The following is a 13470-nucleotide window of genomic DNA, read 5'->3' on the forward strand; positions in this document are numbered from 1 at the left end:
AGGTTTTTTACGTGATCCAGAGTGTGGTGGTGCTGTTGTGGTTGATGGTGTGTGCCGTGCAGGACACGCGGCAGCGATTGCTCGCCAACCGTCTGACGCTGGGGGTTGCGTTGCTGGCGGGGATCTACCTGTTCTGGACCGGCAGCACCTGGCTCGGTGCCTCAGTCGGCCAGGGCCTGTGGGCGTTTGTCCTGGCGCTGCTGTTGACCTTGCCGGGTTACGCCCTGAGCCGTCTCGGCGCCGGGGATGTGAAGCTGCTCGCAGCCTTGGCATTGGTGTCGGATGCCGAGTATGTATTGGGCGCGTTTATTGGCGCTGCCGGGGCGAGTGTGCTCTGGCTTTTACTGGCGCCAAAGCTCTGGCCGCTTATGAGTCAAAGGCTTACAGATTGCCTCGGGCACCTGGCAGCCGAACCGTCAAAAAAACTGCCGTTTGCCCCCTTCCTGCTGGTGGGATTTACCCTTGTGTGGTTCTGGGCCCGTTGAGCGTCGCAGGGGTTAGACGCTATGTACAGAGTCGGGAAGTACGTCTACGTTTACTAAAGCGTTGTACAGGAATTTTCGTGGTTAAGGATGGTTCAATCTTTGGCTTGCCAGGCATGGAGTAGCGCGTGAACAAGCTTACCTCTGCGGTAAAAGTGCTCGTGGTCGACGATCAGCCGCTGATCGTGGAAGAGCTGTGTGAATTTCTTGAAAGCAGCGGGTTCCGTTGTGTCCCCTGTGAGTCCAGTGAGCAAGCCTTGCAGCGCTTTGGCGAAGACAGCGACATCGGCCTGGTGTTGTGTGATCTGCATATGCCGGACATGGACGGCATCGAGTTGGTCCAGGCTCTGCAAAAGATTGCCGGCAGGCAGCGGGTGTTTGAGTCGATCATGCTGACCGGGCGCGCCGACAAACAGGACGTAATCAAGGCCCTGCGCGCCGGGATTGCGGACTACTACCAGAAGCCGATCAATCTGGATGAATTGCTCGAAGGCGTGCAGCGCCAGGAAGCGGCGTTGCAAGAGCGCAGGAAAGACCTGCAACTGGGCAACCTGAACCAGAAGCTGCAATTTCTCTCCGAAACCATCAACGACCTGTACCAGGACCTCGATAAAGTGCGCCGCAGTCCGGCTGGCCCGGACGGTGAAGAGGCCTCGACGCAAGATACGGGCCCGGTCGAAATCCCCGCGATTTTCAACCAGCTGTCACCGCGCCAGTGGGACGTGGCCAGGCTGGTCGGAAAGGGCCAGACCAACTATCAGATCGCCTGCGAACTGGGCATCACCGAGAACACCGTCAAACTGTATGTGTCACAGGTGCTGCGGCTGACGCATATGCACAACCGCACGCAGTTGGCCTTGGCGTTGTCGCCTACCAACTCGGCGATGCGCCAGCGGGTGACGGCGCACTGAAAAACGACGGTCGATGATGATGTAGGAGCGAGCTTGCTCGCGAAAAACTCACAGGCGCCGCGTTCATTCAGAAAGCACGCGTTATCGTTGACGTTTTTCGCGAGCAAGCTCGCTCCTGCATTGCTCAGTTGCCGCCCTCCGTTTCGCCGCCGATTTTCTGCTCGAAGAACTCCGGAATCTCATGCTTGAAGCTTTCCAGCCAGCGCTGCGCGGCCAGGTCGCGTTCGGTGGCGGAGGCTGCCTGTGGCGTGGTTGATGCCGCTTGGCCACTGACCTGCAACGCCAGCCAGTTTTCCGTGGCGGCCTGCTGCGGGGAAGAGGGGCCAGGCTCGATGGCCATGACGCTGAGGGGCAGGGCCAGCGCGGCCAGGCTGGCGAGACAGGGCAGTTTCATCGTCAATTCCTCGGGTTGCTGTTGGCTTCAGTGACCGTGGCGATCTGCCGCTTGGCCTTGACGGCCGGGGCGCTTGAGGCCTTGAGTTTCTCGGCGCGGGCCTGGGCCTGGGTGACTTGTTCGGGGTCCAGGCCTGTCTGGCTGACCACCTGCGCGGCCTGCTTCCAGTTGTCTTGATAGATCAGCAGCGTCACCAGGTTGATGGCCGCCAGTGGGTCGCTCTGCTTGAGCTCCATGGCGGTCATGAATTCAAAACGGGCGTCTTCCAGGCGCAGTTGGTTGAGGTACACCACGCCCAGGTCATTGCGGATTTTCTCGTCGGTGGGCGCCAGCCGCGCCGCGCGCTGCAAATGGGCCATGGCCAGGCTGTTGTCGCCTTTGGCCACTGCCATTTGCCCCAGGCCGTGTTCGCCTTCGGCGGCCATGCAGGTGCCGAGCAGGCTGCGGTACAGGGGCTCGGCGCTGCGCCCGAGCAAGCGATACGCCTTGGCCTGGCGCAGGCGCACCTGGGGCAAACTGGCCGGCAGGGTGTGCAGGTTGGCCAGGCTGGCGTGCAGTTTGCCGTCGTTGGCCATTTCATCGGCCAGGTTCAACGACAGCGTCTGTTCGGCGTCGGGCTTGGGGCAACTGCCGGGGGCCGTCAGGGCGCTCCAGGGGGTTTGGCCATACGTGGCGCAACCACCGAGCAGCAACAGGCTCAAACCGGCGATCAAGGCTTTCATCGAGCATTCCTCATAAGTTACTCAAGGCCCGGGTGATGCCGATGAATGCCGGCCCCCCGAGCACGATCAGCAAGGCGGGAAACAGAAACACCATCATCACCACCGACATCTTCGCCGACATCTTCGACACAAATTCCTGGATGCGGGTCAGGCGTCGGTCGTCGAGCAATTGCTTGAGCGCCAGCAACGACTTCATCGCGCCGGCGCCCTGATGCACCAGTTGCTGAAGGATGATGCAGGTGTCGGTGAACTCATCCACGGCCAGCAGCCTGGCGGTCTTGCCCAGCTCTTCACTGAGCTCAAGGCCGGAGTCGACCCGGTTCAGGATCAGCCGCAATTCATGGGTCAGCGCCGGCAGCAGGCGTTGCGCGTCGATGCTCAATACACGCAGCGCCTGTTCGACCGCCATGCCCGATTCGAACAGGATGCGCAGCAGTGGAATGAACGTCGAGACTTCCTGGGAGATGCGCTGCTGACGGGTCTTGGCCAAGCTGGCCAGGATGCGCTTGGGCAACAGGTAGCCGATGCCGAGCGCGATCAGGGGCACCAGCCACGGCGAATCACCCTTGGGCACCAGCACCTGCTGAGTGATCAGGGTCACGATCAACAGCAGCACCGGCGTGCCGATCTGGAAGGCAGCGAACATCGAGCGTTGGCTGGCTTTGCGCCAACCCACGCGGTTGAGCAGCGTCTGGGTTTCGTTGTCCAGGCTGACCGAACGTTGCGCGAGCGGGCTGTTGCCCAACTGCCGCATCATCGCACCGAGGCGGTGTTCGCGGCCCATCCGGCCTTGCAGGCGCTGGGCAACCAGGCGCTGACCACGCCGATGTCTGATCAGGTTGGCCAGCACCAGCGCCAGGGCGGCCAGAAACAACATGGCGCTGATCAGCAACGAAATGGCCATCTCACACGCTCCGCAACATGCGCCACAGGGTGAAGCAACCGAGCACCTGCATGGTCAGGGCGACGAATAACAGCAGGCGACCGGTGCCGTCGTTCCACATGGTCATCAGGTAGGCCGGGTTGACCGCCAGGAAATAGCCCACCATCGAGATGGGCAACGCGGTGAGCACGTAGGCGGTCACCCGGGTTTCGCCGGTCAGGGCGCGAAGCTGGCGCGCGGCTTGCTCGCGCCCGCGGATCATCTTGATCAGGTTTTCCAACAGCTCGCTGGCATTGCCGCCGTAGCGGTGATTGACCTTCAAGCCCAGGGCGAACAGACGGAACTCGTCGCGTTCGTAGAATTCGGCGAAATCGTGGGCGGACTCCGGCAGGCTGACGCCCAGTTGCACGTTGCGCCGGACTCGGCCCATGGCTTTTTTCAGCGGGTCTTCGGTCACTTCGATACCGCCCAGCACTGCGTCGGCCAGGGTGCGTCCGGCCTTGAGGCTGCGCACGGTGTGGTCGAGCAACTGCGGCAATTGTTCGATCATGCGCTTGATCCGGCGTTGATAACGCCAGGCGATGTACAGGCGCAGCAGCACGGGAGGCAACATCAGCATCACCAGCAGGCCGAGCCAGCCGGCGAGCATCAACCCCAGCACCGCGCCCAGGCCCCAGGCGGTCAGCCACAGCCCCAGGCTGTCACTGGGTTTGCCCAGGCCGGCGCGCAGGAACATGCGTTCCACGCCACTCCAGGACACGCTCTCTTCGACGAGCTGCGGCTGGCCTTCGGCGAGGCGGTCCAGTACGCGTTCGGTCCGGGCGCGGCGCACGCCGTTCTGGAATGAGCAGATTGACAGGCCGATAAGCATCACGCAGATGAGTAGCAGGATGGCCCCTGTCATGCTCGATTCCTCTCCAGGGCTAGACCGCTTCGCGGCGCAGTTTTTCGCCAGCCGGGTTGAGCGCCTCGCGCACGAAGCCGAAGCCGGTACGCCGGTCATGGCGAAACAGGGTGTTGGTCACGTACACGTCTTCGCGGATGCCCACCACCTCGACCACTTCGCTGACGCAACGACGACCGTCCGGCAGGCGGGTCAATTGGACCACCACATCCAATGCCGCGCAGATCATCTGGCGCAGGGTTTTTTCCGCGACCACGCGACCGGTCAGGCCCACCAGGGTTTCCAGACGCAGCAGGGCATCGGCGGCATTGTTGGCGTGCACGGTGCTCATGGAGCCGTCGTGGCCGGTGTTCATCGCGGTGAGGACATCGAGCACTTCCACGCCGCGAATTTCGCCCAGGATGATGCGGTCGGGGCGCATGCGCAGGGCGTTGCGGATCAGGTCGCTGGCCTTGACCTCGCCATGGCCCTCGGCATTGGGCGGACGGGTTTCCAGGCGCACCACGTGGGGATGGCCCAGTTGCAATTCGGCTACGTCCTCGATGGTGACGAGGCGTTCATGGGGGTTGATCAACTGGCTGAGAATATTCAGCAGCGTGGTTTTGCCGGTGCCGGTCCCGCCGCTGATGAGGATATTGCAGCGCTTGCCCACGGCCTCCTGGAAGAAGTCGAAAATGTTCTGGTCAATGGTCTGCATGGCCACCAGGTCGCTGCTTTTGAGCATGTCCTTGCGAAATTTTCGAATCGACAGGCACGGCCCGTCCAGGGCAATCGGCGGGATGATCGCATTGACCCGGCTACCATCGGGCATGCGTGCGTCGACCATCGGCGACGACTCATCCAGGCGCCGCCCCAGCGGCGCGAGGATGCGTTGCATGACACGTTCCACATGGTGCGCGTCGATAAAGCGCAGGTCGCTCTGGTGCAGCAGACCGTCACGCTCGATAAACACCCGGTGCGGGCCATTGACCAGGATTTCGGTGACGCAGGGGTCGCGCAACAGCACTTCCAGCGGGCCGAAACCGGTCAGTTCGTCGACGATTTCTTCGGCCAGGCGCTCCATCTCGTAGCGCGAGATCGCCAGGTGCATGCGGTTGATGTACTCGGCGACTTTGTCGATGACAAATTGCGCCAGGGATTGGCGCGAGCCTTCCAGCAGGTTTTTCCCCGACTCTTCGATGGCATCGATGATGTAGCGGTGCAGCACCAGTTTCAGGCCGTCGTGGTCGGTGGTGCCACCCAGGCCCCGTGCGGGGGCGCCGAAGAGTTTTTCGCTGGTCATTTATCGGCTCCCAACAAGCGATCCAGCCAGCGGCTGGGTGATTTCCGGTTGGCGTCTTGCGAACGTTTCGCCAAGCGCTCGCCCAGGGTTTTGAGCGCCTGAGTCAGGGCTTCGCGCGGTGTCAAGGCAAACAGGGTCTGCCCCTGGTTCTTGGCGTTCAGCCGGACCTCCGGGCTCAGTGGCAACACGGCAATCACTTCCAGGCCGAAGCTTTTGCTCAAGGCTTCGGCGTGCGGCGCACAGCTTTTGATGTAGCGATCAATCAGCAGTCCGGCATGGTCGAGCTTCATGCCTTTCTCGCGCCACAGATTCAGTACGGCGAGGTTGCGCCGGCAGTCCAGTACGCTCTGATCGGTGTACCACAGCAGTTTGTCGCAATGGCTGACAAAGGTGCGCAGGGCCTCGCTGTCCGGCTGGCCGGCAAGGTTCACCACAATGTGCTGGAAGTGATGGCGCAGCGCACTGAGCAGCATGTAGAGCTCGGCGGCGCTGGTGCGCTCCAGGGGCTCGTCGTTGGGCGCATAGGCGAGAATGCGCAGGCCGCCTTCGGCCGAGGTAAAGGCGCTGTTGATCAGGGTGGTGTCCAGTCGCCTCAGGTGGCGCAAGGCATCGCCGAAGTTGAACGAGCTTTCCAGGCCCAGCAGCGCCAGGCTGTCACCGCGTGGCAGGCCCAGGTCGAGCAACAACGTCTGCTGGCCGCTCTTTTGCACCACCAATGCCAAGTGGCTGGTGAGCAGTGCGCCGTCGGAACTGCTCTGGGTGCCGTAGAGCACCGAGAGGCCCCCCAGTTGCGTGTTGGTTGCGACCGGGGGCAGGCGCTTGCTCAGGCGGCGTACAAGGCCTGCGACTTCGCTGGAACGCGAGCCGTAGGCGACGAAGTCCCGCGCCCCGGCGCGCATGGCATTGAGCACCAACTGGTTGTCCATGCCGTCCCCGAGGGCGACGATGGCCAGCATCGGCTTGGCTTCCAGCGCGCCCTCGATCAGCGCGCTCTGGGCCACCAGGTGCTCGCGGTCAAGGCCGATGAAGACCAGGTTGGCGAAGGTTACATCGACCAGGGCGAGCAATTCATCGAGGGTGCCGCTGCCGGCGCTGACCACTTGGCCAAGGGGCGCCAGCGCGCCCTGCAGCCACTCCAGGTCGGTGGTGTTGCGGGTGATTGCCAGGAACGTCTGGCTCAGGTTATCGCTCATTGAGACAACCCGTTGAGACGGTCGAAATTGCCGTTTTCCAGGAAGAACAGGCGGTACCAGTTCGGGTCGTAGTTGCGCATTTTCTCACCGGGCAACGACGGCAGCCGGGCATTGGCCGCCAGCGGTTGCACCAGGTGCGGCGTGACGATCATCAGCAGCTCCTTGTCTTCGCGCCTGACCGAAGAATCGCGAAAGAACGCCCCCAGGATCGGGATGTCACCCAGGCCGGGAAACTTGCCGATGTTGGTGGTGGTGTTGCTGCTGATCAGGCCGCTGATCACAAAGCTTTCGCCGTCGGCCAGGGACACGCTGGTATCGGTACGGCGGATGGTCAGGGCCGGCACGCGGATATTTTCGATGACCACGGCGTTGGTGTAATCCAGCTCGCTGACCTCCGGCGCCACCTTGAGGGAAATGCGATTTCGGTCGACCACGGTCGGGGTGAGGGTCAGACGGATGCCGAACTCCTTGTATTCAATCGAGATGCTATCGCTGCCGCTGCTCGGCACCGGCACCGGTATTTCCCCACCGGCGAGAAAGGTTGCGCTTTGCCCGCTCATGGCAACCAGGCTTGGCCGGGCAAGGGTGTAGGCGAAGCCGCTGCTTTCCAGGGCGTTGATCATCGCCGAGACGCGACCACCGCCAAAGCCGATATTGAAGGTGTCCGCGCTCACCGGCAGTTTGAAGGTGCTGGGTGTGGGGAACAGCAAGTTCGGGCTGCCCAGGAAAAAGTTGTTGCCGATGCCGAGGATCTTGGTGCTTGCCTCCTTGAGTTTGGTACGGCTGACTTCGACGAAGCGGATATCGGTCTGTACCTGGCTGGGCAGCAGCGGATCATCGGCCGGCGACAGCGACAGGCTGGTCAAGGCGGTGTTGGCCTTGCCCTTGACGAAGACCATGCTCTGGCGTGGCGTGGTCGAGCAGGCGGTCCAGACCATCAGGCTGGTGGTGCCCGAGCCGACGCCGGTGAGCAGGAAGGCCCGGTCGCCATTGAGATGAACGTCGGCGATTTTCGGATCGCCAATGGCCAGGCGCGTGATCGCTACCGGCGATTGCAATTGCTGTTGCAGGCCCTCGCCGACCGACAACGCGGCGGGCAGTTGTCCAAGGCTGGCGCAATTGCCCGGAGCGGCCACGGCCAGGCTCATGGACAGCTGCGACAGCAACAGGGCACAGGCGATTTTCCGCGTGAACACCGGTATGAAACGTCGGTTCATGCACAGCATCCTTGTTCAGTCGGGTGTTTGTTGGGTTGCTTGAATGCCACGGATCACCTCGACACCGGCCCGGCGTGGGGCGCTGCTCTGGGCCACTTTCCTGGGGGCCTGGGCGAAGGCCAGTTGCGTGAACTGATAAAGGTCGCGGTTAGCGTTCTGCAGGTTGCCCGGCGCATCGCCTTCGCCGGCCCAGTAGCGGCTCAGCAAGTGTTCGTCGGCGCTGCGCACGGCCAGGCGCAAGGTGCCGGCCTGGGTGGCCAGCATCAACCGGCTCAACAGCTGTTCGGGCACGGCCAGCACCACCGTGCGCGAGGGGGCCTGGCGTTGGGCTTTCTGTTCGGCGCTGAGCGCGGGAGGTGAGGCGGGGGTGCCGTCGTTGGTCAGGCCCATCTGGTCGCCGACACTGAGCAGGCGCATGGCGGGGATCACTACTTGGGCCGATTGTTCAAGGTTGGCGGCGTCCTGGCGCAGGTACAGCAGCGCGTCCACATAGTCGCCAGGGCTCAATTGACCGGCGGCGCCAATCACTTCGTCGACGGCGACCGCCAGGGCGCGTTCATCCGCACGGATCATGCGCGCCAGCGGCCCGCCGGGGGTGAAGCTGTCATCGTTCAGCCAACTGCCGGCGCTGAGTGCGCGCCACGGTGTACGGCCGATGGCCTGGTCGACACTGCTCATGCTGCCGGCCGGTGCCGTGCGCAGTTTTTCGATGCTCAGATCAGCCGCAACCAGGGGGACGAAGGGGGGCACATCGTGGGCCAGTACGACTACCGACTGACGGGTCTGGTCCTCCACCACGGCGACGGCCTGTTCGACGGGAGCAGCCGCTGGTGGCGGTGGCGGCGCCGGAGCGGGCTCACGGCTGAGGACCAATCCCCAGTAACCGGCAAACAGCGCACCGACCAGTAACACACCGGCCAGTACCATGCTCAGACGCGTGTTCATGACGGCTCTCCTTTTCCTGTTGCACGACGGCCCGCATATCCAACAGGCAAATTTCGCAACTTGGCAGCGATGAACGGTGACTAACTATTTCGCTATTTGACGGTAGTTCAGCTAGGACGAAATGCCATTACTGGCAGAAAGATTTCTTCAGGATGTAGGGCGATTCCTTTGAAAACACCTGTTTAAGAGGTCAGAAATGCACCTATTACTTTATGACTAATCAGTTCTTACAGTTGTGAAGGCGGGCTTTGTTGACAATGCTGAAGTGGCACATCGCGATTACCGTGCGGTACCAGAATTAAGGCGCCAATCGCCTGAGGAGAAGTGTTATGGTCCTTGCTCTGCTGATGAAGCTTTACGTTCAACTCCAATTGTTGTTTCATCGTAAAGACGGCGCGACAGCAATCGAATACCTCATACTTGTGGCGATTGTAGCGCTGGTGATACTCGCCGCCGGGACAACGCTGGGGCCACAGATCACTGCCTTCTTTACCAGGATCGGTACAGCAATTACTCCGTGAGTTCCCGTTGTTGATTGGTCAGGTCGTGCCCATGAATGCTGCTGTATCTCCCCGCCAGCAAATCCTGTTGGTGGACGACGAAGAGGATGCCCTCGTTGAACTGGCGGAGTCGCTGGAGAACGAGGGCTTCGTTTGCTTTACCGCCACCTCCGTGACGTTCGCCCTGCAGGAGCTCACCCTGCACCCCGATATCGCCCTGGTCATCACCGACCTGCGCATGCCCGAGGAAAGCGGTATCTCCTTGATCAAACGCCTGCGCGAGCACACCTCGCGTTACCACCTGCCGGTTATCGTGATGTCCGGCCATGCCGAGATGGACGACGTCAGCGATATGCTGCGCCTGCAGGTACTGGACTTGTTTCGCAAGCCCATCTATCTGGTGCGGCTGATCGATACGCTCAACAGTTTGTTTCCCCTGACAGCAGCTACAAGCTTCAAGCCTTAAGCGGCATGTGGGTTTCCGTATTCCCGCTTGCAGCTCAAGGCTTGGAGCTTGAGGCTCTCGTCAGAGCTGATAACTGAAGCTCAGCGTATACCGCGCACGTCGGTTGAAGCTGTCCAAAGCGATGTCCGACATCGGCTTGGCGGCTTCCAGGGCGATGTTGTAGTACTTGTTATCGCCAAAGCGCAAACCCACGGCCGCCGAGGACATGTCGCTGGCCTTGACCGGCAGGTCGTTGAACCAGGTCTTGGCGCGGTCGAGCACCACATAGGGTTGCAGCACCTTCACCCAGTCGCCGGACCGGTTGAAACTGTAGTTGACCTCGTACGCCACGCCCCATCCCTTGTCGCCCGAGCCTTGGTCGTCGGGGTAGCCACGGCCGAAGTTCTGCCCGCCAAACGTGGCGCGCTCGCTGTCGGGCAGGGTGTTGTCGCTCCAGTAGAGTGCGCCTGAAAGCACGCCTTGCCAGTTGTCGAAGAACTTGTCGCTTTGTACGCCGGACAGGCGCAGGCGGAAGAAGTCGAGGTCCGGTTTGGCCACGTCCAGGTCACTGCGCGCCTTGGCGCCCAAACCGTCGATGCCTTGATACAGGCCGCCGGTGAGGATGCGCAGCTGTCGCGCGTCGGCCTTGCGCCAGTCGCCCTCGAACGCCAGGGCACGCAGGTTGGATTCGATATCGAAGCGCAGCGGGTAGCCCACCAGTTTATAGCGAGTGGTCTGGTCCACCGCGTACAGGCGCGTGCCCAGGGTGAGTGACTCGGTGGGCGAGGCAATGAAGGGGTGGCTCAGGCCGATGGAGTAGCGATCGATCGACTGATGGGGTTTGAGTTCGAAGCCGCCGTCCAGTTGCACACGGCTGTGGGGATCGGCGCGATAACGCTCCGCGGCGAGTGCCCATTGGGTGCCCTCGGCATTGATGAACTGGCTGTAGTCCACGCGGTAGTAATGCTCTTTGTCCTCGCCCGGCGGGAACAGGCCACTGAGGCTCAGTTGTTCACCCAGGGAGGTTTGCGCATTGCTGGTGGCGCTGAGCAACGCTTGGGTGCCGCCACGGCTTTTCTGCACCAGGCTCATGCTGGTGGTGAAGGGTTTTCGGCTGGCCTGGATCTGCATGTGCGTGGCGCCATCGGTGGTGCCCGGCGGCGGCACTTGCGCCTGTACGGTGAGGCCGGGGATGCGGCTCATCAGGGTGGTGTAGCGCTCGAAGGTCTTGCGCGTGAGTGGGCGTTCGGCCAGGAGTTTTTGCGCCAGTTTGTCGACATAGACCGACACCGCACCGATGTCGCCGGTCTGCTGGTAATCCTTGATGTAGCCTTCCACCAGCACCACGCGGACCAGGCCGTTTTCGAAGGTCTGTTGCGGCAGGAACGCGTAGGACAACAGGTAGCCGTCCTGCTGGTAGCGACGGGTGATGCCCCGGGTGGCTTCGATCAATTGCGCAAGATTGGTCTCATGGCCAATCAGTGGTGCATAGACCTGGGCCGTCTCGGTGAGCGGATAGATCGTGCCGCCTTCGATCTGCAGTTTGCGGATGGTCACCCTGGTGTCCATCAACAGGGGCTGGCCGGCGGTGGGCTGTGCTTCAGGCACCTGGGTTTGCGGCGTGGCCGGTCGATAGGCGTCGGCGGGCAGGTTGGGTACCGGCAAGGTGCGGATGGTGTCATTGCTGTTGAGGAAGTTGGGAAGGGTCTCGGCCTGGGCGTAAGCACTGAGGGTCAGCAGGAACAACGGGGTGAACACGCGCATAGGACACTCCATGGTCAACTGCGGCAGCCCATCAAAAAGACGAGAGACTGACTCCGTGTCTCTCGTCTCAACCAAGCGTAGGCGCCGCGGGGGAGACCGTCTAATCGGCCAGGTGCATTTTCTATCTGCCGGTCAGGCCGTTCACCAAACCGCCCAGGCCTCCGGTTGCTGCAGTGCCGCCGGTGCCGCCGTTGCCGCCTGTGACCAGGCCGCCCACTGAGCCTACCGTATTGCCCACGGCGGTTACGGTGGTGCCCAGGGTCGTGGTGACCGGGTTGGCGCTGGCTGTGCTCAGGTTAGTGCCCAGGCTGCTGACGGCGCCGCCGACTTGAGTCACCAGGCCATCGACCGGAGCGCCGACGCCGGTGGTGGTGCCGATGTTTTGCGTCAGTGTGGTGACGCCGGATGTCACTGGGTTCAAGGCTGCGCCGACGTTGGTGGCCACGGTTGCGACCGGGGCGGTGGCGCCGGTGTTGGCGACACCCGTGCCACCCAGTACGGTGCCCACCGAGGCAATGGTGTTGCCCAATGCGCCGCCGGTCACACCGGCTGCACTGACGGTGCCGTTGGTGTTGCCGACGTTGAGGCCGGTGCCTGCGTTGTTCACCAGGCCACCTACCAGCTCCGGTATACCGGGGGCTGCGGCGCCGCCGGTGGGCGCGACATAGCCGCCGGACGTGTCGAGCGTGCCGCCTACGCCCGTCAGCACGCTGGCGACGAGAGTGGTCACAGGGTTGCCTGTACCGCCGGTACTGGCGACCTGGGTGCCGAGGCCAGTGACGGCGGCGCCCACTTTGTCCACCAGGCCGTTGACAGGTGTACCCAGACCGGTCGCATTGCCGAGGTTGCCGGTGGTGTTTTCCGCCAGCGAAACCACCGGCACCAGTACTCTGCGGTTCAGGGTGCCGGTCATGGAGCCCAATGGACCGGTGGTGCTGGCGGTGCTGAGGGTATCGCCGAGCATCGTCACCGTAGTGCCCACGTTATCCACCACGCCACCGGCTGCGCCGCCCACGCCGCCTGTCAAACCGCCGACAACGGGGACACCGCCGAGGGTGGTCGACAGCGATCTGCCGGTGGTCGACAGGCCGCTGCCCAAATCGGACACGCCGTTGCCGACACCCGCGACAGTGATGCCCAGCGAGTTGCGGTTGGTGCCCAGGGAGCCCAGGCCATCGGTGACGCCCGTGCCAATGCTGGTGACGGCGGTGCCGGCCGAGGTGACCAGGCCGCCTGCCGTCGTGCCGACAATGGGGACACCGTCCAAGGTCGAACCGAGATCACCCACCGCTGCGCCTACATTGCCCACCGTGGTGCCGAGGGTGCCGACGATTTGGCCAGTGACGAGCGGGGTGGCTGTCGAACCTGTTCCGCCGCCAGTGCCACCACCGGTACCGCCACCGGTGCCGCCGCCGGTACCGCCACCAGTACCACCGCCGGTGCCACCGCCTGTACCGCCGCCGGTGCCACCACCAGTACCATCGCCTGTACCGCCACCGGTCCCACCGCTAGTGCCATCGCCTGTACCACCGCCGGTGCCATCGCCTGTACCACCACCGGTCCCACCGCCAGTGCCATCGCCTGTACCACCACCGGTACCGCCGCCAGTGCCACCACCGGCCCCACCGCCAGTGCCGTCGCCGGTGCCACCACCCGTACCGCCACCGGCACCTGCGCCGGCATCCGGCGATGACGCCGCCACGCTTGATTTGTGCCCGCCACCACCGCTGCTGCAGCCGCCGAGGCTCATTGCCAGAATCACCACCAGTGCGGTACTTGCTTTCCAGAACACCACTTGAGTTTTCATGATTGAGTTCCTTGCACCTGG

At 62.9% G+C, this 13470-nt stretch carries 14 protein-coding genes; 4 read left to right on the forward strand and 10 right to left on the reverse strand.

The features are described 5' to 3' along the window. The first annotated feature begins 11 nt into the window (after positions 1-11). A complete protein-coding gene (locus PspCFBP13528_RS09325; protein ID WP_137200042.1) occupies positions 12-485 on the forward strand; it encodes a prepilin peptidase in 474 nt (157 codons plus the stop codon). 125 nt (positions 486-610) lie between these two features. Next, positions 611-1393: a response regulator transcription factor gene (locus PspCFBP13528_RS09330; protein WP_065951424.1), complete on the forward strand. Its 783-nt coding sequence runs from the start codon at positions 611-613 to the stop codon at positions 1391-1393. Positions 1394-1517: 124 nt separating this feature from the next. Here the strand turns inward: PspCFBP13528_RS09330 and PspCFBP13528_RS09335 are convergent, their stop codons facing one another. From PspCFBP13528_RS09335 to cpaB, 8 genes are read right to left on the reverse strand one after another with little or no spacing between them, the layout of a single operon-like run. Continuing rightward, positions 1518-1787, reverse strand: coding sequence for a DUF3613 domain-containing protein (locus PspCFBP13528_RS09335; protein WP_065951423.1), 270 nt, complete (start codon positions 1785-1787; stop codon positions 1518-1520). A 2-nt stretch (positions 1788-1789) separates the two neighbouring features. Beyond that, the gene (locus PspCFBP13528_RS09340; protein ID WP_101221007.1) at positions 1790-2509 is read right to left on the reverse strand and encodes a tetratricopeptide repeat protein; all 720 of its coding nucleotides are present in this window, start codon (positions 2507-2509) and stop codon (positions 1790-1792) included. A 10-nt stretch (positions 2510-2519) separates the two neighbouring features. Further along, on the reverse strand, positions 2520-3413 hold the full coding sequence (locus PspCFBP13528_RS09345) for a type II secretion system F family protein (RefSeq protein WP_083217989.1): 894 nt from the start codon (positions 3411-3413) through the stop codon (positions 2520-2522). Between the two features lies 1 nt (position 3414). Further along, entirely contained in the window at positions 3415-4296 is an 882-nt protein-coding gene (locus PspCFBP13528_RS09350) for a type II secretion system F family protein (protein ID WP_137200043.1), read from the reverse strand. A gap of 19 nt (positions 4297-4315) precedes the next feature. Then, positions 4316-5578, reverse strand: coding sequence for a CpaF family protein (locus tag PspCFBP13528_RS09355; RefSeq protein ID WP_101221009.1), 1263 nt, complete (start codon positions 5576-5578; stop codon positions 4316-4318). Then, complete coding sequence (locus PspCFBP13528_RS09360) at positions 5575-6771, reverse strand: pilus assembly protein (RefSeq protein ID WP_065951419.1); 1197 nt, start codon at positions 6769-6771, stop codon at positions 5575-5577. The genes PspCFBP13528_RS09355 and PspCFBP13528_RS09360 overlap by 4 nt, the downstream gene beginning before the upstream one ends. Further along, the gene (locus PspCFBP13528_RS09365; RefSeq protein ID WP_101221011.1) at positions 6768-7988 is read right to left on the reverse strand and encodes a type II and III secretion system protein family protein; all 1221 of its coding nucleotides are present in this window, start codon (positions 7986-7988) and stop codon (positions 6768-6770) included. Before PspCFBP13528_RS09365 ends, PspCFBP13528_RS09360 begins: the two co-directional genes overlap by 4 nt. A 15-nt stretch (positions 7989-8003) precedes the next feature. Next, positions 8004-8933, reverse strand: a complete 930-nt coding sequence (cpaB, locus tag PspCFBP13528_RS09370) for a Flp pilus assembly protein CpaB (protein WP_101221012.1) — start codon at positions 8931-8933, stop codon at positions 8004-8006. A gap of 329 nt (positions 8934-9262) precedes the next feature. On the opposite strand from cpaB, the gene PspCFBP13528_RS09375 reads away from it, so the two are divergent. Next, positions 9263-9454 carry a Flp family type IVb pilin gene (locus tag PspCFBP13528_RS09375; protein WP_101221013.1) on the forward strand — a complete coding sequence of 64 codons (192 nt, stop codon included), beginning with the start codon at positions 9263-9265 and terminating at the stop codon, positions 9452-9454. A 31-nt stretch (positions 9455-9485) separates the two neighbouring features. Further along, complete coding sequence (locus tag PspCFBP13528_RS09380) at positions 9486-9899, forward strand: response regulator (protein ID WP_137200044.1); 414 nt, start codon at positions 9486-9488, stop codon at positions 9897-9899. Between the two features lie 60 nt (positions 9900-9959). Here PspCFBP13528_RS09380 and PspCFBP13528_RS09385 read toward each other — a convergent pair whose 3' ends face one another. Together PspCFBP13528_RS09385 and PspCFBP13528_RS09390 are read right to left on the reverse strand one after the other, a co-directional pair. After that, positions 9960-11642 carry a POTRA domain-containing protein gene (locus PspCFBP13528_RS09385; protein ID WP_137200045.1) on the reverse strand — a complete coding sequence of 561 codons (1683 nt, stop codon included), beginning with the start codon at positions 11640-11642 and terminating at the stop codon, positions 9960-9962. 121 nt (positions 11643-11763) lie between these two features. Beyond that, entirely contained in the window at positions 11764-13449 is a 1686-nt protein-coding gene (locus tag PspCFBP13528_RS09390; RefSeq protein ID WP_137200046.1) for a collagen-like triple helix repeat-containing protein, read from the reverse strand. Positions 13450-13470: the final 21 nt, after the last annotated feature.

Source organism: Pseudomonas sp. CFBP13528, assembly GCF_005233615.1.
Taxonomy (GTDB): Bacteria; Pseudomonadota; Gammaproteobacteria; order Pseudomonadales; family Pseudomonadaceae; genus Aquipseudomonas; species Aquipseudomonas fluorescens_AM.